Source organism: Streptomyces sp. S.PB5 (assembly GCF_030403745.1).
Lineage (GTDB): Bacteria > Actinomycetota > Actinomycetes > Streptomycetales > Streptomycetaceae > Streptomyces.
Genome location: NZ_JAQMWP010000029.1, coordinates 76,857 through 95,659, shown reverse-complemented (window position 1 = coordinate 95,659; position 18,803 = coordinate 76,857). Strand labels below are relative to the sequence as shown.

The window sequence follows — 18,803 nt, the reverse complement described above, 5'->3', positions numbered from 1 at the left end:
TCCGAACCCGGAAGCTAAGCCTTACAGCGCCGATGGTACTGCAGGGGGGACCCTGTGGGAGAGTAGGACGCCGCCGAACAAATTTTGAGAAAAGGCCCACGCCGTCAGGCGTGGGCCTTTTTGCGTTTACGCTTCATGGCATGCGCTATGACCTCGTGATCTTCGATAATGACGGTGTTCTCGTCGACAGTGAGCCGATCTCCAACCGTTTGCTGGCCGCCTATCTGACCGAGCTCGGGCATCCGACGTCGTATGAGGACTCGATCCGGGACTACATGGGGTCGGCCATGCATCGGATCCATGACCTGATCGAGGAGCGGACCGGGGAGCGGTTGCCGGCGGACTTCGATGATGTCTTTCATGGGCGGGTCTTCGCCGCGTTCGAGCGGGAGTTGAAGCCCGTTGTCGGGGCTGTGGGGGCGGTGGAGAAGCTGGCGGCGGACGGGGTGTCGTACTGCTTGGCGTCGTCCGGGAGTCATGAGCGGATTCGGGTGGGGCATCGAACCACCGGGCTTGATCGGTGGTTCGATGAGGAGCGGATCTTCAGTTCGCAGGATGTGGGGCGTGGGAAGCCGGCGCCGGATCTTTTCCTCTATGCCGCCGAGCGGATGGGGGTCGCTCCGGAGCGGTGTGTCGTCGTCGAGGACAGCCCGCTCGGGGTGCAGGCGGCGGTCGCGGCCGGGATGGATGTGTATGGGTTCACCGCGATGACGCCTGCGGAGAGGCTTGTCGGTGCCACGCAGCTGTTCTCCGACATGGGGGAGTTGGCAGGGCTCCTGGACTGAGGCTGCGGCCTGGGAACGGCTCCCTCGTCGCCGCCTGACGGCCCTCCTCGGTAAAGATGAAGAGAATTCATCTTTGGCTGGATCTACCCACGGGTAGTCATGGGCCCTACGCTCGCCGCCATGACTGATGTGCTGCGGCGCGGTAGGGCCTCGTTGGCGTTCGGATTCTTCGCTCAGGGGGTCGCCTTTGCCCTGCTGGTGACCCGGATTCCGGCCATCCAGGACCGGTACGGGGTCTCCGACGCGTTGCTGCCGGCGTTTCTGGCCGCGGTGCCGATCCTCGCCGGGGTCGGGAGCGTGTCCACCGAGAAGCTGGTGAAGCGAATACCGCCCAGCCGGGTGCTGCGCTGGTCCCAGCCCGTTGTGCTCCTGGCGCTGCTCGGGGTCGGTGCCGGCGAGTCGATGGCTGAACTGGGCGTTGCGCTGGGCGCGTTCGGGCTGGCCGTGGGTGCGCTGGACGCGTCGATGAACATGCTCGGAGTGAGCCTGCAGCGGGCGTACGGGCGGAGCATCATGCTCAGCTTCCATGCCGTGTTCAGTCTGGGCGGGATCGTGGGCGCCTCGCTGGCTTGGGTGGGGGCGCACTGGGATCTCGCGCTGTTCGTGTCGTATCTGCCTGTTGTGGCGGTGCTGCTGCCGGTCGCGCTCGTCGGGAGTCGGTGGTACGTCGACGGCGGTGCCGAGCCGGTGGTGGAGAAGGAAGACTCCGAGGGCGGGGGCGTTGCCTTCAAGCTGTTGCTGCCGCTGTGTCTGGTGATGACCTTCGCCTACATCGGGGACTCGACCGTCTCCAACTGGAGTGCGAAGTATCTGCAGGACGTGTTGGGGAGTAGTGAGCAGCTGGCGACCGTGCCGTACAACGTCTACATGGTGACGACGCTGCTGGGGCGGGCCATCGGGGACTTCGGGGTGCGGCGGCTCGGGGCCGTGGTGGTCGTGCGGGTGGGGGCTGTGGTGGCCGCGCTCGGGTTCGCGGTGGTGGCTGTGGCGCCGGGGGCCTGGGTCGGGATGCTCGGGTTCACGTTGCTGGGGCTCGGGTTGTGCGTGCTCGTACCGCAGACCTTCGCGGCGGCCGGGCGGTTGTTCCCGGGGGCGTCCGATGCGGCCGTTGCTCGGCTCAACGTCTTCAACTATGTCGGGTTTTTGATCGGTTCGCCCTTGGTGGGGGCGCTCGGGGATGCCTGGAGCTATCGGGGGGCCATGCTCGTTCCGATGGTGTTGGTGCTGGTGACGCTTGTGTACGCCCGGTCGTTCGACGCTCAATCGGACCGATACGGTGGCGGACATGAGCGGCCGCGCACAGCTGATGTGGGACGAGGCAGTAACGGGCTATGACTTCGGTCCGGACCATCCGATGGATCCGGTCCGGCTTGCCCTGACCCGGAGGCTCGTCAGCGCCTTCGGGCTGGAGCGGGACCTGGACGTCGTATCGGCGAAGCCGGCCGGGGAGTCGACGTTGCGGCTGGTGCACCGGGAGGACTACATCGCGGCCGTGAAGTCGGCCTCGGCGGATCCTGGGGCGGCCGACGGGGCGTATGGGATCGGGACCCTGGATGATCCGGCCTTCGCGGGGATGCATGAGGTGTCCGCGCTGATCGCCGGGCAGTCGGTGGGGGCGGCGGAGGCCGTGTGGGCCGGGGACGCGCTGCATGCGGTGAACTTCGCGGGTGGGTTGCATCATGCGATGCCGGGGGGTGCGTCGGGGTTCTGTATCTACAACGACGCCTCGCTTGCCATCGCGCGGCTGTTGGAGCTCGGGGCCGAGCGGGTCGCCTATGTCGATGTCGATGTGCATCACGGGGACGGGGTGCAGGCGGCGTTCTGGGAGGATCCTCGGGTTCTGACGATCTCCCTGCATGAACATCCTCGGACGTTGTTCCCGCAGACCGGGTGGCCGGAGGAGACAGGCGCGGGCGCGGCGGAGGGCGGCGCGGTGAATGTGGCGCTGCCGGCGGGGACGGGGGACGCGGGGTGGTTGCGGGCGTTTCATGCGGTGGTGCCGGAGCTGATCGCCGACTTTCGGCCGCAGGTGTTGGTGACTCAGCATGGGGCCGATACGCATTTCGAGGATCCGCTGGCGCATCTGGCGGTGTCACTGGATGCGCAGCGGGCTGTGCAGGTGGCGTGTCATGAGCTGGCGCATTCCTACGCCGATGGGCGGTGGGTGGCGCTTGGCGGGGGCGGGTACGCGGTCGTTGAGGTCGTGCCGCGGTCCTGGACGCATCTCGTTGCGATCGCTGCGGGGCGGGAGTTGGCGCCGGAGAGTGTGATTCCTGAGAGCTGGCGGCAGGAAGCGTTCGCGCGTACGCGGCAGTTGGCGCCCATGCGGATGACTGATGGGCGGTGGCCGGTGAGTTGGGCGGACTGGGAGGCGGGGTACGACCCTGCGGATCGGTTGGACCAGGCTGTGCTGGCGGCTCGGCGGGCGGTGTTTCCGTTGCGGGGGTTGTTGGCGTAAGGCGGCTGGGCTGCGCTGGGTTGGGCTGCGCTGGGTTGGGTTGGGCGTCGGGCTGGGGCTGGGACAGAGGTTGCGGCCGAGACGGCTGGGCGTGGGTGGGTTCGCTCGCCGGCGCTGGCGGGGTGCCGCCTGCGCCCACCCGTGCCGCCCCTAGCGGCACGCCTGCCCGCAGGCTAAGTGGCGGCGGTAGATGCGCTGCCTGCAGGCCGGGTGCGGGGGTGGGCGTCAGGATGGGGCAGGCCTGACCGCGGGCCAAGGGGGCGGGGTGGATGGGGCACGCCTGACCGCAGGCTAGCGGGGGCGGGGTGTCGGTTGATGCGGTACGGGGCCTTCGGCTGGGATGCCGCTCGTTCTCGCCATCCGCGCCCGTACCCACTTCCAACCCCACTCCCGCCCGTTACGCCAACTGTGCGGTGTTTCTCTGTTCCCGTGTCGTTCGGGGGGTGGATCCGTCAGCATCACTCCCGTGTTGAGCACCGGCGCCCTGCGCGCGCACCTGTTGGCTGCTCGTCTGGCCGGGCCTGTGGCTACCTCTCGGGAGGAGAGTCTGCGGAGCTATCGGCTCTTTGCTGCTCGGGATCCGAGGGTGCTGATCGGGATCGATCCCGAATGGACTTGGGGGCAGCGGGATTTGATCGGGTTGATGGCCGATAAGTGCGGTGTTTCGAGCGATCCTCGGCATACCCAAGGACACGATGTGATCGATCCTGAGCGAACCTTGGCCGCGCTGGATGCCTTTGCCGACCGTGTCGGGGCGGCTGCGCAGCGGCGGGTTCCTGTGCTTCTTGGGACCGGGCATCCGCATCGGCTGCTCGGGTTCTACGCCGCCCTCGCGGACGCGTTGTCGGCGGCTGGATGTACCGTTCTCACCCCTGCGCATGGTCGCTGTGTCGACATAACGACCCGGTTCGGTCTACGCACGTACAACCTTGACTACGTACGAGGAGTCGCGCTCGTGCGAGATCCGGCGGCGTCGAGCCCCGGTTGTGCGACCGGCGCACACAGCCATTCACCCCTCCCGGTTCGGGTCGCGCTCGCCGCCGCCGCGGAGCAGGGCGGGCTGCTTCCCGAACTTGTCATCGGGGACCACGGGTGGGTCTGCGGGGCAGGTCAGCTGGGGTTTGAGGCCATTGGGCTGGCCGACACGGATGACCCCGCGTTGTTCGTGGGGGAGGCCGAAGGCGTCGTGTCCGTAGTCGTTCCACTTGATGACGCTGTGCGGTCTGATTACTACCGGCCGCTTACCCGCTACGTACTCAATCGAGCGTGTCTGTCACAGTAGGCCGCCGATGGGTGCACCTCTTCCCCACTCGCATCACCCGCCCCTACATTGGGGAGTGAGCACGCAACGACGAAGAGTCACCGGAAGGGGAAGCCGGTGGCCGTCGAGTGCGGAAGGTTCAGGTGTGTCATGGCTGCAGCTGGCGAGAGGCCTCTGAACGAGGTTCAGTTCCTTACCGTGGCGGAAGTCGCCTCGGTGATGCGAGTGTCGAAGATGACCGTGTACCGGTTGGTGCACAGCGGTCATCTGCCCGCGATCCGGGTGGGGCGGTCCTTCCGCGTCCCCGAGCAAGCGGTTCACGAGTACCTTCGCGAGAGCTATGTGGGGGTGGAAACCGCCTGACGGCTGTGGGGTGGGGAGGTCCTCAGGGCACATCAGGGATCTCCCCTTCCCCCCTCGATTACGAGCTCAGCGCTCGGGCGGGTAGGCTAGCCCCTCGTAGGTCGTATGGGCCCATGGCGCCCAAACGCCGAGTGATGAGAAGTGAGCGAGGGTAGTCGTGGGCTCTGTTATCAAGAAGCGGCGCAAGCGGATGGCTAAGAAGAAGCACCGCAAGCTGCTCAAGCGCACGCGCGTTCAGCGTCGTAACAAGAAGTAGTTTCGGCTGCTGGTAGTACGACGCCGCGTAAGCAGCGTGAATGTGGCCCCCCACCACACCCGGTGGGGGGCCACACGCGTATCCGGAATCGGACGCCGGGGTGCCGTGCGTACGTCTGACAGCGACTGGCCGGGTCTGGTCGTACGTCTGCCGCTGTCGTGACTTCGTGCATTGGGCGGTCATCACAGCGCAACATCGACCCGCTAAGTTGGCGGCACACGGGGAACGCGGCAGGGTACGCAGCGGACGAGTGCTGGAAGAGAGGCGCTGAATCTTGGGCAAGGTCGTGCTCGTGACCGGAGTGGCCCGTCAGCTGGGGGGCCGGTTCGTACGACGGATCCAGCGTGACCCGCAGGTCGACCGGGTGATCGCCGTCGACGCCGTGCCGCCGGAGCACCATCTGGGCGGTGCCGACTTCATCCAGGCCGACATCCGGCAGTCCACCATCGCGCGGGTGCTCGCCGAGACGGGCGCCGACACGGTCGTACACCTGGATGTGACGGCCATGGCGCTCGGCAGTGGCAGCCGGACCACGGTCAAGGAGACCAACGTCATCGGCACCATGCAGTTGCTCGGTGCCTGCCAGAAGTCGCCGAACGTGAAGCGGCTCGTCGTGAAGTCCAGTACGAATGTGTATGGTTCCGCGCCCCGGGATCCCGCCGTCTTCACCGAGACCACTCCGCCGAAGTCGCTGCCCAGCGGCGGCTTCGCGAAGGACACGGTCGAGGTCGAGGGGTATGTGCGGGGGTTCGCGCGGCGGCGGCCCGATGTGGCCGTGTGTGTGCTGCGCTTCGCCAACATCCTCGGGCCCAGCGCGGATACGCCGCTGGCCTCCTACTTCTCGTTGCCTGTGCTGCCTACCGTGCTCGGGTACGACCCGCGGCTGCAGTTCGTGCACGAGGACGATGTGATCGAGGTGCTGCGGATCGGCTCGCACGAGCCGGAGCGGGGGACTCTCAACAGCGGGACGTTCAACATCGCCGGTGACGGGGTGCTGCTGCTGTCGCAGTGCTCGCGGCGGCTGGGACGGCCGACGGTGCCGCTGCTGTTGCCGGCGGTCACCTGGGCCGGGTCGCTGGTGCGTACGCTCGGGATGACGGACTTCTCGCCCGAGCAGATCCGGCTGCTCACACATGGCAGGGTCGTGGCCACGGCCCAGATGCGGGAGACGCTCGGATTCCAGCCGAAGTACACGACGGCGGAGACGTTCGCGGACTTCGCGCGCAGTCGCGGGCCCGGACTGCTGCCGCCGGAGGCCCTTGCGGGGGCCGTCGACCGGATCGCCGCGCTGCCCGTCCTGGGCGGCGGCCACCCCCCGACGCAGAGCGCCAACTGAGGAGCGCATCAACGATGGCGGACGCCAAGGTCATTCCGTTCGACGACGACAGGTCCCGTGGGGCCGCCGTACAGCGGCCGTCGCGGCGCCGGAGTGCGGGGAGCCGACGTAAGGAGCCCTCGCTGGTCCGTGAGGTCCAGCCCCTGCCCAGCAGGGCGCCGGCGCAGGATGATGTCCCTGTGACGCGTGAGAAAGAGCCGCCGGAGAAGGCGCAGGGCGACGGTGGTATCGAGCGGCGGATCGCGGGCGGGCTGGCCTTCCTGCGCCGCCGGCTCACCGGGGACTACGACGTCGACGACTTCGGTTACGACGAGGAGCTGACCGACCAGGTCCTGATGTCCCTGCTGCGGCCGGTGTACGAGAAGTACTTCCGGGTCGAGGTGAAGGGCATCGAGAACATCCCGACGGAGGGCGGCGCGCTGATCGTCGCCAACCACTCGGGGACGATCCCGATGGACGGCCTGATGATGCAGGTCGCCGTCCACGACAACCACCCCGCCGGGCGCCACCTCAGGCTGCTCGCCGCGGACCTGGTCTTCATGCTCCCGGTGGTCAACGAACTCGCCCGCAAGCTCGGCCACACCCTGGCCTGCGCGGAGGACGCGGAACGGCTCCTTGGACAGGGTGAGTTGGTCGGGGTGATGCCGGAGGGCTTCAAGGGCATCGGCAAGCCCTTCAGCGAGCGCTACAAGCTCCAGCGCTTCGGCCGCGGCGGTTTCGTCTCGACGGCTCTGCGCAAGGGGACGCCGATCATCCCGTGCTCGATCGTCGGCGCGGAGGAGATCTACCCGATGATCGGCAACGCGAAGACGCTCGCCCGGGTCCTCGGCTTCCCGTATTTCCCGATCACGCCGACTTTCCCGTGGCTCGGCCCGTTGGGTGCGATCCCGCTTCCGACCAAGTGGACGATCCAGTTCGGCGAGCCGATTCTCACGGACGGCTATCCGCCGGAGGCTGCCGAGGATCCGATGCTGATGTTCAACCTGACGGATCAGGTCAGGGAGCAGATCCAGCACACGTTGTACAAGCTGTTGGTGCAGCGACGGTCGGTGTTCTTCTGACCGAGGCTGCATGGAGCCGTCGGACGGAGTCCGGCGCAGCTGTTCGAAGCCTGGGGAGCAGTGCGAGAGCAGCAGACAGGGGGGCCAAGCTGCTGGTGCAGCGGCGGTCGGTGTTCTTCTGGGCGTACGACGATGGGGGCGCCCTTCCTCGCGGAGGGCGCCCCCATCGTCGTACCGGAAAGAACTAGCTCGCGTCCTCGCCGTCGATTCCGAGGCCGGGTAGGAGGCCCGGGAGCAGGGGCGGGAGGGTGACGTCGGGCTGGGTCGGGGTGCTGGTGGACGGGGAGGCGCTGCTGGTGCTGTCCTCCGTGGGGTTCAGGAGGCCGCCGGTGTTGCCGCCGAGGAGGCCGTCGTCGGAGCTGCCGGAGGTGGACGAGTTGCTCGGGCTCTTGCTGCCGTTCGAGCCGCTGTTGTCCGAGGTGCCCTGGCCGCTGCTGGGGGCCGCCGAGCGGTCGGAGCCGGAGGTGCCGGTGGACGCCGAGCTCGAGCCGCCCTGGCGCTGGCCCGTGCCGCCGCCCTGGGCGGGGGGCTGGGGGAGCAGGGACTGCAGCGGGGCCACTTCTTCGTCTATGGCGTCGAACACCGACGACACCTGCTGACTGACGTCGCCGAGCTGGACGGGGAGCCGGTCGCGCAGCGCGCCCCAGGCCTCGCGGTGCGAGCGGGAGAAGGCGTCGAGGGCCTGGATGGGGCCGAGGGAGTCCGGGTCGCGCTGGTACGCCTCGTGGAGCAGGCGGTGGCCCGCGGACGCGTCGTGCTGCATCCCGGACAGGGCGCGGCGGATCTCACCGAGCGACTCGTGGTCGAGTTGGCCGCCGCGGTCGCGGTCCATGAGGCGACGGGCCTCGCTGAAGCGGGTGGAGGCCTGGTCAAGATAGGCCTGGCCGCGTTCGTCGTCCCCGTCGGACATGTAGTTGAGTTTGAAGTCCTCGATGCCGCGCTTGAGGCCGTAGAGGGAATCGCCCGGGAGGGCGTCCGAGCTGGCCGCGGCGACTCCGCCGAAGGCTCCTGCGGCGACCCCGACGCTGAGGCCGCCGGCCGCGAGGCCCTTGGTCAGCCGGGAACGCGGTCGCAGTTTGCCCAGCGGGGACGCCCGGTGTGCGCCGCGCGCGCGATGCGAGCGCTGTTCGGGCACCGAGGGTTCTGCTGCCTCGCCTCCGAGCGTGCCTTCCTGGAGCATGGCCTCGAACGCGGCCACCAGCTGGGCCCGCTGGACGACCTTGACCTCGGGATCCAGCTTCGGCCGGGGCAGCTCGTCCAGACATTCCGCGAGGGCCAACATGCGGCCCTGCTCGGTCTGTTCCGCGGCTGCGCTGGCCGGGTCCGGTCCTTCGGACTGCTCGGCCGCCGGGCCCCGGTCGGACTGCTCCTCCAGGGCCTGGGCGAAGGCGTTCGCCCGCCGGTGTGCCGATACGTTCGCGATCACTGGCGGCACCTCCTCTCGTCATGACGGTCGACTCCCCAGGGGGTCCTGAGGGTTGCACGCCCTGACCACTTACACACGATCGAGTGATCGAAGTCGGCCAGAGAGTGACCACAGGGAGCCTGCATCCCGCACAACGAGCGGCGCGGCACTTGGGTTACGGACGACGGATGATCGGATCTCGAAGTCAACAGACTTTAACTGACCGTGAGTTGGGCGTTGCGGAGAGTGCCCGGTCGGCGCCCGCGGTCAGCGCGCGTCGTCCGGGAGGAGCCGGGCGAGGGTGCGGACGGCCCGGTACTGAAGGGTCTTGATGGCGCCTTCGTTCTTGCCCATCACACGGGCCGTCTCGGCGACCGAGAGGCCCTGGAGGAAGCGCAGGGTCACGCACTCCTGCTGCTGCGGGTTGAGGCGACGTACGGCCTCCAGGAGCGCGGCGTTGGAGAGGGACTCCAGGACCGAGTCCTCGGGCGAGCGTTCGACCTCGTTGGCGTCGAGCATCTCGCCGGTGGTCACTTCGAGGCGGAAGCGGCTCGACTTGAAGTGGTCGGCGACGAGGTTGCGGGCGATGGTGACGAGCCAGGCGCCGAAGTCGCGGCCCTGCCAGGTGAAGGTGCCGATCCTGCGCAGCGCGCGCAGGAACGTCTCGCTGGTGAGGTCCTCGGCGGTCGCCTTGCCTCCCACCCGGTAATAGATGTACCGGTACACGGTGTCGCTGTACTGGTCGTAGAGGCGTCCGAAGGCGTCGGCCTCGCCGGCCTGGGCGCGCTCGACCAGGTCCATCATCCGGGCGCTGTCGCTGTCCGCGGCCGGGCGGCGAGCGGTGGTGGTGCCGGTCGAACGCCCTCGTCTGCCGACGGCCGCGGAACCGTCGGCGAGTGCGTAGCACGGGCCGATCGGTGCCGCGGCTACGGCGAGGGCGGGGACGGCGTACGCGGTGGGGACGAAGCGCAGGAGGTTGTGAACCGTTGCGCGCAGCGTAGCCAGGCCCGAGGCGTCAACCCCGACGTGTGGGTACACGGGACTCCCAGAGGCAGAGCTTCCATCACGTGCAGTGCGGGACCGTTCACCCGTCGTAGCGACGGAGGGGTACCGGTTTGCGTCTGAGGAGAATAACGCTTCGTGCAGGCACTGCTACACCCAGTTGCTCAAATCATCGATTACGTCGCTTCTGTAACCGAATGGCGGCCGTTCAAGTGCCGGAGAGTGACCGTTTGTTGATCGTTTGGGATCGAGTTCCGGTCAGGGTCGGGGCGCGTTGTGGCCGTGTGCCGACAAGAGGACTGGAACGGGGGAGGTGAGGGAATTCAGGTGGGTTATCGGCGGCGGCGATGCAAAGCGATCGCGGCCGCGGTCCCTCCCGCCACCGCCCCCACGCCCGCTGCCGCGGGGATGCCCACCTTCGCGGCCTTCCTGGCGGTGCGGTAATCACGCAGCCGCCAGTCCAGTTCCCTTGCATGCCTGCGGAGTTTGGTGTCCGGGTTGATCGCGTAGGGGTGGCCCACCAGGGACAGCATGGGGATGTCGTTGTGGCTGTCGCTGTAGGCGGCGCAGCGGGAGAGGTCCAGGCCCTCCGCCGCGGCCAGGGCGCGGACCGCCTCCGCCTTCGCGGGGCCGTGCAGCGGCTCGCCCACCAACTTGCCCGTGTAGACGCCGTCGACCGATTCCGCGACGGTGCCGAGGGCGCCCGTGAGGCCGAGGCGGCGGGCGATCACCTGGGCGATCTCCACCGGGGCCGCCGTGACGAGCCATACCTTCTGGCCCGCGTCCAGGTGGGCCTGGGCGAGGGCCCGGGTGCCGGGCCAGATGCGCTCGGCCATGTACTCGTCGTAGATCTCCTCGCCGATCGACATCAGCTCGGAGACGCGATGGCCCTTGACGATGGAGAGGGCGGAGTCCCGCGCCTCCTGCATGTGTTCGGGGTCCTCGATGCCGGCCAGCCTGAACCAGGCCTGCTGCCAGGCGAACTTCGCGAGGTCGCGGGTCTCGAAGAACTTCCTCTTGTACAGGCCGCGGCCGAAGTGGAACAGCGAGGCGCCCTGCATGACGGTGTTGTCGAGGTCGAAGAAGGCGGCCGCCTTGTCGTCGCCGAGTACCGGGAACTCCGGTTCCTCACCTGGGCCGGAGCCTGCGGTCGAGATCTCCTCGACCTCCTGTGACGACTTGCGCGCGGCCTCCGCCGAGGCCTCGCCTGCCAACACGCTCCGCGCCGTGGCGGAGCGCCTACGGGGAGTGAGCCATCCGAGAGCGGCCATGGCGTGAGCATAGCCAGTTTGTTCGGAGCTTCCGGAGTCGAGAGGTTTGAAGGGTGTGAACTCTCCGCGACCGGGCCGTTAAACAAGCGCTCCTGGTGGGACGCCCGGCGCGCGAGAATGGCTGACATGAGTCCCCTTTTTCGCCGGAAGGCGCCGGTTCCGCAGGAGCGGCTGGTCACACTCGTCCGTAAGCCGGGGTGTCATCTGTGTGATGACGCACAGATCATCATCGAGCGAGTCTGTGGGGAACTCGGTGTTCCCTGGGAGCAGAAGGACATCTCCCAGGACCCTCAACTCCACGACCAGTACTGGGAACAGATCCCCGTCGTACTGGTCGACGGAGCCCAGCACACGTTCTGGCGGGTGGACGAGAAGAGGCTCAGGAAGGCACTGACCGAGTAGTCCAACTGGTCCCATCGGTCGCTTAGGATCGATGGCGACTTGGTCCTGGGGGGCGGGATTGTTGAGGAGAGTGTGCGGTTTTGCCCCCGAGAGATACGCGCGTGACCCCGGTCACGTTGGCCGGGCAAATCGGACACCATCTTTGTGCACGCGTTCACAAAGACATAGCCTGCTTTCGACGGGGCGGTCTGGGTACGTGTGACCGCCTGCAGCCCCGCTCTACCCGCAGGAGCACCGTGGCAACTGGCCGAACTCACCGACCGGCGACCCGTAGCCGAGGGATTCCCGAGGCCACCGTCGCCAGGCTTCCGCTGTACCTCCGCGCGCTGACGGCGTTGTCGGAGCGCTCGGTACCCACGGTCTCCTCCGAGGAGCTCGCGGCCGCGGCGGGGGTCAACTCCGCCAAGCTGCGCAAGGACTTCTCCTACCTGGGGTCGTACGGAACGCGCGGTGTCGGCTACGACGTCGAGTATCTCGTCTATCAGATCTCCCGTGAGCTCGGGCTGACCCAGGACTGGCCGGTCGTGATCGTCGGTATCGGCAACCTCGGCGCCGCGCTCGCCAACTACGGCGGGTTCGCGTCCCGTGGGTTCCGGGTCGCCGCCCTGATCGACGCCGATCCCGCGATGGCCGGGAAGCCCGTCGCCGGGATTCCCGTGCAGCACTCCGACGACCTGGAAAAGATCATTCAGGACAACGGCGTGTCCATCGGTGTCATCGCCACTCCCGCCGGTGCCGCCCAGCCCGTCTGTGACCGGCTCGTGGCCGCCGGGGTCACCTCCATCCTGAACTTCGCGCCCACCGTGCTGTCCGTTCCGGACGGGGTCGATGTGCGCAAGGTCGATCTCTCCATCGAACTGCAGATCCTTGCGTTCCATGAGCAGCGCAAGGCCGGCGAGGAAGCCGCCGGGAGCGATGGCGCCGGTGCGGTCGCCGCCGGGCGCGGGGACTCCGACTCCGCCTCCGCCGATCAAGGGCCCGACGGGGACGTACCCGCCGTGATGCCGGCATGAGTCTCCTCGTCGTAGGGCTGAGCCACCGCAGTGCTCCGGTCAGCGTGCTGGAGCGGGCGGCGTTGAGCGCGGATGCTCAGGTGAAGCTGTTGCAGGACACGGTCGCGGCGGAGCCGGCGGCCGAGGCGGCGGTGCTGGCCACGTGCAATCGCATCGAGCTGTACGCCGATGTGGACAAGTTCCATGCGGGTGTGGCTGAGCTGTCGACCTTGCTTGCTCAGCACAGCGGGGTCGGGCTTGAGGAGCTCACGCCCTATCTGTACGTGCATTACGAGGACCGGGCTGTCCATCATCTGTTTTCCGTCGCCTGTGGGCTCGATTCCATGGTCGTCGGAGAGGGGCAGATCCTCGGGCAGATCAAGGACTCGCTTGCGAAGGCGCAGGAACTGCATACCGCTGGGCGGTTGCTGAACGATCTGTTCCAGCAGGCGCTCCGGGTCGGCAAGCGGGCACACTCCGAGACCGGGATCGACCGGGCCGGGCAGTCGCTCGTGACGTTCGGGCTGGAGCAGCTTGCCTCCGGTACGGCTGTGGGGGCCTGGGCCGCCGGGAAGAAGGCGCTTGTCATCGGCGCCGGGTCCATGTCCTCGCTGGCTGCGGCGACGCTGGCGCGGGCCGGGGTGGCGGAGATCGTGGTCGCCAACCGGACCTCGGAGCGGGCTGAGCGGCTTGCCGAGATCTTGAACGAGGGCGCCGACACGGATGTGGTGGCCCGGGCGGTACCGATGGATGCGGTGCCGGGCGAGCTGACACGTGCCGATGTTGTGGTGTCTTGTACGGGTGCGACCGGGCTTGTGCTCACGGCTTCTGCTGTGGCTTCGGCTGTTGAGGGTGCGGCCGGGGGTGGGGCTGGGGCCGGGGGTGGGGCTGGGGCCGGGTGGGTTGCACAGCCCGGCGCTTACGGGGTGCCGCCTGCGCCCACCCGTGCCGCCCCAGGCGGCACGAATGCCCGCAGCTTGGGCGGGCCGACCGCCGGCAGCTTGAGCGGAGCGGGCGATGATGAGAACTGTCCTCTTGATCTGAACGCCGTTCAGGGCACCGCTGGGTTCTCCGTGCTGGGGGAAGCTGCCGTTGCCGGGATGGCTGCCGCTGAGCTTGAGCAGCATGCCGCCTGGGTTGACAACGGGATTCCCCGGAGCCACAGCCCGGCCGATGAGGCTGAGGCCATTGCCGCGCTCGCTGCCGCTGCTGCCGCCGGTGGGCGGATTCCTGAGCGGCGCAGGCCTGAGCCTGTTGCTCCGCAGCCCGCGCCTGTGCTGTTCCTGCTCGACCTGGCCATGCCCCGGGACATCGATGCCGCTGTGCATCGGATCGCCGGAGTGCGGCTCGTGGACATCGAGTCGCTGGCTGAGGCCTCCGCCGATGCGCCGATGGCCGCCGATGTGGACCAGGTCCGGCGGATCGTCGCCGATGAGGTCGCCGCCTTCGGGGCCGCGCTGCGGGCCGCGCACATCACGCCCACCGTCGTGGCGCTGCGGACCATGGCCGCCGATGTCGTCGCCAGTGAGATGGCCCGGCTCGAAGGGCGGCTGCCGGCGCTCGACGACAAGCACCGCAGTGAGATCACCCAGACCGTGAAGCGTGTCGTCGACAAGTTGCTGCACGCGCCGACCGTCAGGGTCAAGCAGCTCGCGGCCGAGCCCGGTGGTGCCGGGTACGCGGACGCGTTGCGGACCCTGTTCGACCTCGACCAGGAGACGGTGGCCGCCGTGTCCCGGGCCGAGGACAGCACCGAGAACACCAGCAAGAACCGAGGGCCGGCATGAGTAACAAGGCGCTGAGGCTCGGGACCAGGCGGAGCAAACTCGCCATGGCCCAGTCCGGGCAGGTGGCGGACGCCGTGAGCCAGGTGACCGGACGGCCCGTCGAGCTCGTCGAGATCACCACGTACGGCGATGTGTCGCGGGAGCAGCTCGCGCAGATCGGCGGTACGGGGGTGTTCGTGACCGCGCTGCGGGAGGCCCTCCTCAAGGGGGAGGTCGACTTCGCGGTGCACTCGCTGAAGGACCTGCCCACCGGGCAGCCCGACGAGCTCTCGCTCGCCGCGATCCCGCTGCGTGAGGACCCTCGGGACGTCATCGTCGCCCGGGACGCCCTGAAGTTCACCGACCTGCCTCGCGGCGCCCGCATCGGTACGGGCTCGCCGCGGCGGATGGCCCAGCTGAACGCGTACGCACGCGCCCATGGGCTGGACATCGAGACCGTTGCGATCCGGGGGAACGTCGACACCCGGATCCGGTATGTGCATGACGGTGAGCTGGATGCGGTGGTGCTGGCCGCGGCCGGGCTGCACCGCATCGGGCGCATCGACGAGGTGACCGACTTCCTGTCGGTCGACACGGTTTTGCCCGCTCCCGGCCAGGGAGCACTCGCGATCGAATGCACCGCGGACAACGCGGACCTGATCGCCGCGCTCGGTGAGCTCGACGACCCGTTCACGCGGGCCGCCGTGACCGCCGAGCGGTCACTGCTCGCCGCCCTGGAAGCCGGTTGCAGCGCCCCTGTGGGCGCGCTGGCCGACTTGCTGGCCGACGGGCAGATTGTCAAGGAAATGCGCCTGCGAGGCGTCGTCGGTACCACCGACGGCTCTCGTACGGTGCAGTTGTCCACCACCGGTCCCGTGCCCGAGACGTACGACCAAGCAATGGCGCTCGGCCGTGAACTCGCTGCCGAGATGCTTGCCCAGGGCGCGGCCGGTCTGATGGGGGAGCGAGCACAGTGAGCCCCACCGCCCTTCCTGCCGCCGGACCTGAACACGGGCACGTCACCTTTCTGGGTGCCGGACCCGGGGATCCGGGGCTACTGACTCTGCGCGCCGTCGAGGCGCTGGGGAACGCGGACGTTCTCGTCGCCGAGCACGAGGTGCTCGACGTCGTACGCGTCCACGCTCGCTCAGGCGTCGCCGTCGTGGACACGGATTCGGATCCCTCGTCGGATCCGCATCCGGGCACGGGCGCGCCTCAACTGACGGTTGTTGACGGTGCGTCAAAAACCGCTGCAGTCCCCGCCGTGCGGGATGCCGCACATCTTGTCATGGAGGCCGCGCGGGGCGGCAGGCGGGTCGTGCGTGCGGTGTCCGGGGACCCCGGGCTCGACGCGTACGCCGCCGAGGAGATGCTGGCGTGCGCCCGCGCGGGGGTGCCGTTCGAGGTCGTTCCCGGTGTCGCCGCCGCTGTGGGTGTGCCTGCGTATGCGGGTGTGCCGTTGCGGGACGCGCAGGGCGCGGATGTGCGGTTCGTGGATGCGCGGACCGCTTCCGACCGGTGCTGGACCGAGGTCGGGGCGTCTGATGGGACCGTGGTCGTGTCGACCACGCTTGATTCCGTCGCCGCTGCCGCCGGTGAGCTGGTTGCCGCCGGGCGCAAGCCCGATACGCCGCTCACCGTGACGGTGGCTGGTACTACCACTCGTCAGCGGACCTGGACCGCCACGCTCGGGACCATCGCCCAGACGCTCAAGCAGGCCAAGGTGCTGCCCTCGCCGGAGGGCGGGCGGCCGGTGATAGCCGTGGTCGGTGAGCGGTCTGCCGCTGCTCAGCGTGAGCAGCTGTCGTGGTTCGAGTCCAAGCCCTTGTTCGGGTGGCGGGTGCTTGTGCCTCGTACCAAGGAGCAGGCGGCGTCGCTCTCCGACCAGCTGCGGTCGTACGGGGCCGTGCCGCACGAGGTGCCGACGATCGCCGTCGAGCCGCCGCGGACGCCTCAGCAGATGGAGCGGGCGGTCAAGGGGCTGGTGACGGGGCGGTACGAGTGGATCGCTTTCACCAGCGTGAATGCCGTCAAGGCCGTGCGGGAGAAGTTCGAGGAGTACGGGCTCGACGCGCGTGCTTTCGCGGGCATCAAGGTCGCGGCGGTGGGTGAGCAGACCGCCAAGGCGCTCGTTGCGTTTGGTGTGAAGCCGGATCTCGTGCCCAGCGGGGAGCAGTCCGCTGCGGGGCTGCTTGAGGACTGGCCGCCTTACGATCCCGTCTTCGATCCGATCGACCGGGTGTTCCTGCCGCGCGCCGACATCGCCACCGAGACGCTGGTCGCCGGACTCATCGAGCTCGGGTGGGAGGTCGACGACGTCACGGCGTATCGGACCGTGCGGGCGTCGCCGCCGCCGGCGGACACGCGTGAGGCGATCAAGGGGGGCGGCTTCGATGCCGTTCTGTTCACGTCGTCCTCCACTGTGCGGAACCTGGTGGGGATCGCCGGGAAGCCGCACAACGTGACCGTCATCGCTTGTATCGGGCCTGCCACTGCCAAGACCGCCGAGGAGCATGGGCTTCGGGTGGATGTGATGGCTCCCGAGCCGTCCGTGCACAAGCTCGCCGAGGCGCTGGCCGACTTCGGGCTGAAGCGGCGGGCTTCCGCTGTGGAGGCTGGGGATCCGGTCACTCGGCCCAGTGAGCGGCGGCCTGGGGCTCGGCGGCGGCGGACCACTACCTGAGGGGTTGTGGGCTGCGGCTGCGGCTGCGGCTGCGGGTTTGGGTGCCGGTACGGGTGCGCGTGCGGGTGCGGCTCGAGTGACTGTGCTGTCAGGCCGTCGTCACCGTGTGGCCGTAGCGGAGCAGGTTCTGTGGGTCGTACGCGTGCTTTGTGCGGCGTAGGCGGTCGTAGATCTCCGGGGTCCAGGCTCGGGCTCGGTCCGCCTCGTCGCCCGGACGGCCGTGGAGGTTGGGCATCGTGCAGCCCGTGGCGTACGGGATCATCGCCTCGTACAGGGCGGTCGTGGCCGTTTCCACGGCTGCGGCTGCCTCGGGGGCGATGAGGACGCCGACCGCTTCCAGGAGGTAGGCGGCGTTTCTCGCGCACACCGCGTCCTCTGTCGTGGCGGGGCGGGCGAGGGCGCCGCCCATGTGGCGGAGTTCCACCAGGAGCAGGGGGTAGTCCCGCGCGGCGGGGCCCGCCTCGTCGAGGAGCGCCGTCACCGCGTCCGGGGTGAGCTCGCCCAGGCAGCCGCAGGATTCTCTGGCGGGGAGGGGGTCCTGGGGGTCCTGGTAGATCATGTCGACCGCCGTGTAGTCCATCTCCTCCACCGTGTCGAAGACGACCGGGGCCGCCTCGCGGAGCGGGGTGAGGAGGGCCTGGCCCTCTTCCGGGACGCCGGTCCACGCGACCGCCACCCTTGACCAGAAGCGGCCGCGCAGGGGTTCCGGGATCTCCGGGAGTGGGGGCAGGCGGAGCAGGGTGAAGCCCGTGCACATCTCGTCGGGGACGGTCTGTGTCCACTCCGCCCAGGTGCGGAGGAGGGGTTCGGCGTCCTCGCCCGCGCAGTAGATGCCGCCGCCGAGGATGCGGGCGAGGGCCGGGAGTTCGGTGACCATCTCCGTGACGATGCCTACGTTGCCCTTGCCGCCTCTCAGCGCCCAGAAGAGGTCCGGTTCGTGGGTCGGGTCCGCTTGGTGGAGGGTGCCGTCCGCGGTGACCACCTTGAAGGAGCGCACCAGGTCGGAGGCGTAGCCGTACGCTCTGCCGAGGACGGGGAGGCCGCCGCCGAGGGTGTAGCCGATGGCGCCCACGTCTGTGGACGAGCCGTTGAGGGCGGCGAGGCCGTCGGGAGCGGCGGCGTTGATGACGTCTCGCCATTTGGCGCCGGCGGAGATGGTCGCGGTGCGGGTGGCGGGGTCTATGTGTACGTCCGTCATGCGGGACGTGTTGATCAGCAGGCCGGTGTCTATGGGGAAGTTCGCGCCGTGGCCCGTTGCCTGGACGGCTACGGGGGTGTGGGTGGCTGTGGCCCAGCGGAGGGCGGTGACTATGTCTGCGGTGTCCGTGGCGCCGATGACTATGTCGGGGGTGTGGGGGGCCGCCAGGTTGAAGCCGGTGACTTCTGCGGCGTAGGCCTTGTCTGTGGGGCGTAGGACTGGGCCCTTGATGTCTGAGAGGGCGAAGAGGTCGGGGGCGGGCATGGGGGGCCTCCTGGGGCGCGGAAGGGCTTGCGCGGAGGGCTTGCCCTTTCAGCTTGGACCTGTGGGGGGTGGGGCGCACGTGGGGCGAGGGGGAGTGGGGCGGTGCAGGTGGGTGGGGGTGCCCGTCGTGTTTTATCGCCCCCGCCGCCCCTACCCGTCCCGTCCCCAGGGGCTGCCGCCCCTTCGGCCCCGCCCAGGGGCTCTGCCCCTGGACCCCGCTGGGGCTGCCGCCCCAGACCCCGCTTCGGCCCCTGAAGGGCCTCGTCCTCAAACTCCCCCAGAGGGGGCACCCCCAGACGG

The 18,803-nt window shown here is 68.9% G+C and carries 17 protein-coding genes and 1 rRNA gene; 14 read left to right on the top strand and 4 right to left on the bottom strand.

Features of this window, described 5'->3' with window-relative positions; translation table 11 throughout:
- The 9 genes from rrf to PH203_RS44970 all read left to right on the top strand — a co-directional run.
- Positions 1-79 (top strand): 5S ribosomal RNA (rrf, locus tag PH203_RS45010); the annotation flags it as partial.
- Between the two features lie 61 nt (positions 80-140).
- Positions 141-785, top strand: a complete 645-nt coding sequence (locus tag PH203_RS45005; RefSeq protein WP_289928279.1) for an HAD family hydrolase — start codon at positions 141-143, stop codon at positions 783-785.
- Positions 786-905: 120 nt separating this feature from the next.
- The gene (locus tag PH203_RS45000) at positions 906-2,120 is read left to right on the top strand and encodes an MFS transporter (RefSeq protein WP_289928278.1); all 1,215 of its coding nucleotides are present in this window, start codon (positions 906-908) and stop codon (positions 2,118-2,120) included.
- The gene (locus PH203_RS44995; protein WP_289928277.1) at positions 2,071-3,243 is read left to right on the top strand and encodes an acetoin utilization protein AcuC; all 1,173 of its coding nucleotides are present in this window, start codon (positions 2,071-2,073) and stop codon (positions 3,241-3,243) included. The genes PH203_RS45000 and PH203_RS44995 overlap by 50 nt, the downstream gene beginning before the upstream one ends.
- Positions 3,244-3,709: 466 nt before the next feature.
- Positions 3,710-4,525 carry a phosphatase gene (locus PH203_RS44990; protein ID WP_289928276.1) on the top strand — a complete coding sequence of 272 codons (816 nt, stop codon included), beginning with the start codon at positions 3,710-3,712 and terminating at the stop codon, positions 4,523-4,525.
- A gap of 129 nt (positions 4,526-4,654) precedes the next feature.
- A complete protein-coding gene (locus PH203_RS44985) occupies positions 4,655-4,867 on the top strand; it encodes a helix-turn-helix domain-containing protein (protein ID WP_004984898.1) in 213 nt (70 codons plus the stop codon).
- Positions 4,868-5,024: 157 nt separating this feature from the next.
- Positions 5,025-5,123 (top strand): AURKAIP1/COX24 domain-containing protein, encoded by a 99-nt coding sequence (locus PH203_RS44980; protein WP_003948845.1) that lies wholly within the window; start codon positions 5,025-5,027, stop codon positions 5,121-5,123.
- A 274-nt stretch (positions 5,124-5,397) separates the two neighbouring features.
- Positions 5,398-6,459, top strand: coding sequence for an NAD-dependent epimerase/dehydratase family protein (locus PH203_RS44975; protein ID WP_289928275.1), 1,062 nt, complete (start codon positions 5,398-5,400; stop codon positions 6,457-6,459).
- A gap of 14 nt (positions 6,460-6,473) precedes the next feature.
- The gene (locus tag PH203_RS44970) at positions 6,474-7,520 is read left to right on the top strand and encodes a lysophospholipid acyltransferase family protein (RefSeq protein WP_289928273.1); all 1,047 of its coding nucleotides are present in this window, start codon (positions 6,474-6,476) and stop codon (positions 7,518-7,520) included.
- Positions 7,521-7,704: 184 nt separating this feature from the next.
- Here PH203_RS44970 and PH203_RS44965 read toward each other — a convergent pair whose 3' ends face one another.
- The 3 genes from PH203_RS44965 to PH203_RS44955 all read right to left on the bottom strand — a co-directional run bounded on the left by PH203_RS44965 (position 7,705) and on the right by PH203_RS44955 (position 11,198).
- Positions 7,705-8,946: a DUF5667 domain-containing protein gene (locus tag PH203_RS44965; RefSeq protein WP_289928270.1), complete on the bottom strand. Its 1,242-nt coding sequence runs from the start codon at positions 8,944-8,946 to the stop codon at positions 7,705-7,707.
- A 246-nt stretch (positions 8,947-9,192) separates the two neighbouring features.
- Positions 9,193-9,963 (bottom strand): ECF subfamily RNA polymerase sigma factor, BldN family, encoded by a 771-nt coding sequence (locus PH203_RS44960; RefSeq protein ID WP_289928269.1) that lies wholly within the window; start codon positions 9,961-9,963, stop codon positions 9,193-9,195.
- A gap of 296 nt (positions 9,964-10,259) precedes the next feature.
- Positions 10,260-11,198: an HAD-IB family hydrolase gene (locus PH203_RS44955; protein WP_289928266.1), complete on the bottom strand. Its 939-nt coding sequence runs from the start codon at positions 11,196-11,198 to the stop codon at positions 10,260-10,262.
- A gap of 117 nt (positions 11,199-11,315) precedes the next feature.
- Here PH203_RS44955 and PH203_RS44950 point away from each other — a divergent pair, with 117 nt between their 5' ends.
- From PH203_RS44950 to PH203_RS44930, 5 genes are all read left to right on the top strand, one after another.
- A complete protein-coding gene (locus PH203_RS44950) occupies positions 11,316-11,600 on the top strand; it encodes a glutaredoxin family protein (RefSeq protein ID WP_289928264.1) in 285 nt (94 codons plus the stop codon).
- A 236-nt stretch (positions 11,601-11,836) separates the two neighbouring features.
- On the top strand, positions 11,837-12,613 hold the full coding sequence (locus tag PH203_RS44945) for a redox-sensing transcriptional repressor Rex (protein WP_289928261.1): 777 nt from the start codon (positions 11,837-11,839) through the stop codon (positions 12,611-12,613).
- Positions 12,610-14,379 (top strand): glutamyl-tRNA reductase, encoded by a 1,770-nt coding sequence (locus PH203_RS44940; RefSeq protein ID WP_289928259.1) that lies wholly within the window; start codon positions 12,610-12,612, stop codon positions 14,377-14,379. Before PH203_RS44945 ends, PH203_RS44940 begins: the two co-directional genes overlap by 4 nt.
- Positions 14,376-15,335, top strand: a complete 960-nt coding sequence (gene hemC, locus PH203_RS44935; protein WP_289928257.1) for a hydroxymethylbilane synthase — start codon at positions 14,376-14,378, stop codon at positions 15,333-15,335. Before PH203_RS44940 ends, hemC begins: the two co-directional genes overlap by 4 nt.
- Positions 15,332-17,041, top strand: coding sequence for a uroporphyrinogen-III synthase (locus PH203_RS44930; protein ID WP_289928256.1), 1,710 nt, complete (start codon positions 15,332-15,334; stop codon positions 17,039-17,041). The genes hemC and PH203_RS44930 overlap by 4 nt, the downstream gene beginning before the upstream one ends.
- An 88-nt stretch (positions 17,042-17,129) precedes the next feature.
- Here the strand turns inward: PH203_RS44930 and PH203_RS44925 are convergent, their stop codons facing one another.
- A complete protein-coding gene (locus PH203_RS44925; protein WP_289928255.1) occupies positions 17,130-18,503 on the bottom strand; it encodes an FAD-binding oxidoreductase in 1,374 nt (457 codons plus the stop codon).
- Between the last annotated feature and the right edge of the window lie 300 nt (positions 18,504-18,803).

Coding starts and splice junctions, on each gene's coding strand:
- PH203_RS44995 (WP_289928277.1), top strand. CDS start 2,071: ATGAGCGGCCGCGCACAGCTGATGTGGGACGAGGCAGTAACGGGCTAT.
- hemC (WP_289928257.1), top strand. CDS start 14,376: ATGAGTAACAAGGCGCTGAGGCTCGGGACCAGGCGGAGCAAACTCGCC.
- PH203_RS44970 (WP_289928273.1), top strand. CDS start 6,474: ATGGCGGACGCCAAGGTCATTCCGTTCGACGACGACAGGTCCCGTGGG.
- PH203_RS44950 (WP_289928264.1), top strand. CDS start 11,316: ATGGCTGACATGAGTCCCCTTTTTCGCCGGAAGGCGCCGGTTCCGCAG.
- PH203_RS44955 (WP_289928266.1), bottom strand. CDS start 11,198: ATGGCCGCTCTCGGATGGCTCACTCCCCGTAGGCGCTCCGCCACGGCG.
- PH203_RS45000 (WP_289928278.1), top strand. CDS start 906: ATGACTGATGTGCTGCGGCGCGGTAGGGCCTCGTTGGCGTTCGGATTC.
- PH203_RS44925 (WP_289928255.1), bottom strand. CDS start 18,503: ATGCCCGCCCCCGACCTCTTCGCCCTCTCAGACATCAAGGGCCCAGTC.
- PH203_RS44940 (WP_289928259.1), top strand. CDS start 12,610: ATGAGTCTCCTCGTCGTAGGGCTGAGCCACCGCAGTGCTCCGGTCAGC.
- PH203_RS44985 (WP_004984898.1), top strand. CDS start 4,655: ATGGCTGCAGCTGGCGAGAGGCCTCTGAACGAGGTTCAGTTCCTTACC.
- PH203_RS45005 (WP_289928279.1), top strand. CDS start 141: ATGCGCTATGACCTCGTGATCTTCGATAATGACGGTGTTCTCGTCGAC.